Annotated in this window: 2 protein-coding genes; both read right to left on the bottom strand. The window is 25.4% G+C overall.

Annotated elements, in window-relative coordinates; translation table 11 throughout:
• Nucleotides 1–269 precede the first annotated feature (269 nt).
• Nucleotides 270–1,031, bottom strand: coding sequence for a GLPGLI family protein (locus EG240_RS16325; protein ID WP_125020390.1), 762 nt, complete (start codon nucleotides 1,029–1,031; stop codon nucleotides 270–272).
• A 42-nt stretch (nucleotides 1,032–1,073) separates the two neighbouring features.
• A partial coding sequence (locus EG240_RS16605) for a hypothetical protein (protein ID WP_158612048.1) occupies nucleotides 1,074–1,398 on the bottom strand: 325 nt, incomplete at its 5' end.

Raw genomic sequence — 1,398 nt, 5'->3', positions numbered from 1 at the left:
TGTTAATAAATGTTTTAGAACTTTTCTAAAACTTCTATCACAATAATAATAATAATAATAATACACTACAAATCAAATAGTTAATTAGAAAAAGAAAATATTTTTTGTTGGTTTTTTAGTTTTTTTTTGGGTGATTGTGTGTTGTTTTGTTTTTTTAGACGTGTTATTATTGGTTTAATAGAATATTTATTTTGTTAAAATTAACAATTAACACAATTTTAGCTCATTGTTTTAACTTAAAAACAGTAATATTTTTATTTTATTATGTTTTACTCTTCCCATTCGTATATTTTTTCAATGTCTATTCTAGTAATTTCAGAAACTATTGTTGTTATTGTTTCACTATCTCTAGATTTTGATTGTTCGCTAATTTCGTTTAAAGTTTTTTCTAAGTTTTTCACCTCTTCACGCATAGAAATTCTTACAGTTGGAATATTGCTTTCAAGATTTTGCTTCTTCTCATAAGGATAAATGATTTTTTCTGCTACCCATTTGATATTCAAAAAGGCGTCTTCTACATTTATTTCTAAAATTAATCCAGGTAAATCTTTAAACTTCCAGGGTCCAAAAGGTATTGGTATTTCTAGAGTGAAATAAGCAATGATGTTTGTTCCTCTAAAGTTACACGTAGCTTTAATACATTCGTACTGTCCTATTTTTTTCGTTTCATTATCAAAAATTTTCCAATTAAAATCTGGTAAAATATCAGTTACATCTCTAAAATTATTTGGGTCAAAAATCCGAATGTTAATAGTATTAGATTTATTTAAAGAAATTTCATTTTTAAAGATATGGTAATTTTCATCAATTAAATTGAAATTACCGTTTCCATCATCAGTCATTTGATTTGAACCATCAGTTTTTACTTGTACTTCATTCCAAAATAAAGCAGAATCTTTTGAGGCAATTAATTCTTCGTTATATGATGTTAATAAATCCGATTTATTATAAAGTATGTAAATATTTTTTTCTTGACCATACGTAAAAAAGTTAACAAACAATATGAATCTTAAAATAATTTTTATTTTCATTTTATATATTTTATCAAAAAAGGCTCAATAAAGAGCCTGTATTTAAAACTTTTCTAAGCCAAGGTTTATTCTTGTTGCATGATTATTTGCTATTGCTGCGCAATCAGTTGCACTTTTTGCATCTGTTGTATAACTTTTAGATTGTGTATAATATTTACCATCGAAACCTCTAAAAGTTCTAGTCAGAGTATAATTACAATTTCCTGTGACTCTGAAATTTGAATCTACTGTAATTTTAATTTCATTTACATCAGTTTTTGTTTCAATTACAATGTTTTCATTTGAAACTTTTTCTTCATTCACTACTTCATTCGAAGCAAACCCACTAAAAGCAAAAGCTACACAAGCTAATGCACTGAACATTAAT

Origin of the sequence: Paenimyroides tangerinum (assembly GCF_003865405.1) — a bacterium.
Classification (GTDB): Bacteria; Bacteroidota; Bacteroidia; order Flavobacteriales; family Flavobacteriaceae; genus Flavobacterium; species Flavobacterium tangerinum.
Note: the sequence above shows the minus strand (reverse complement) of the source record. Positions and strands in the feature narration are given on the sequence as shown.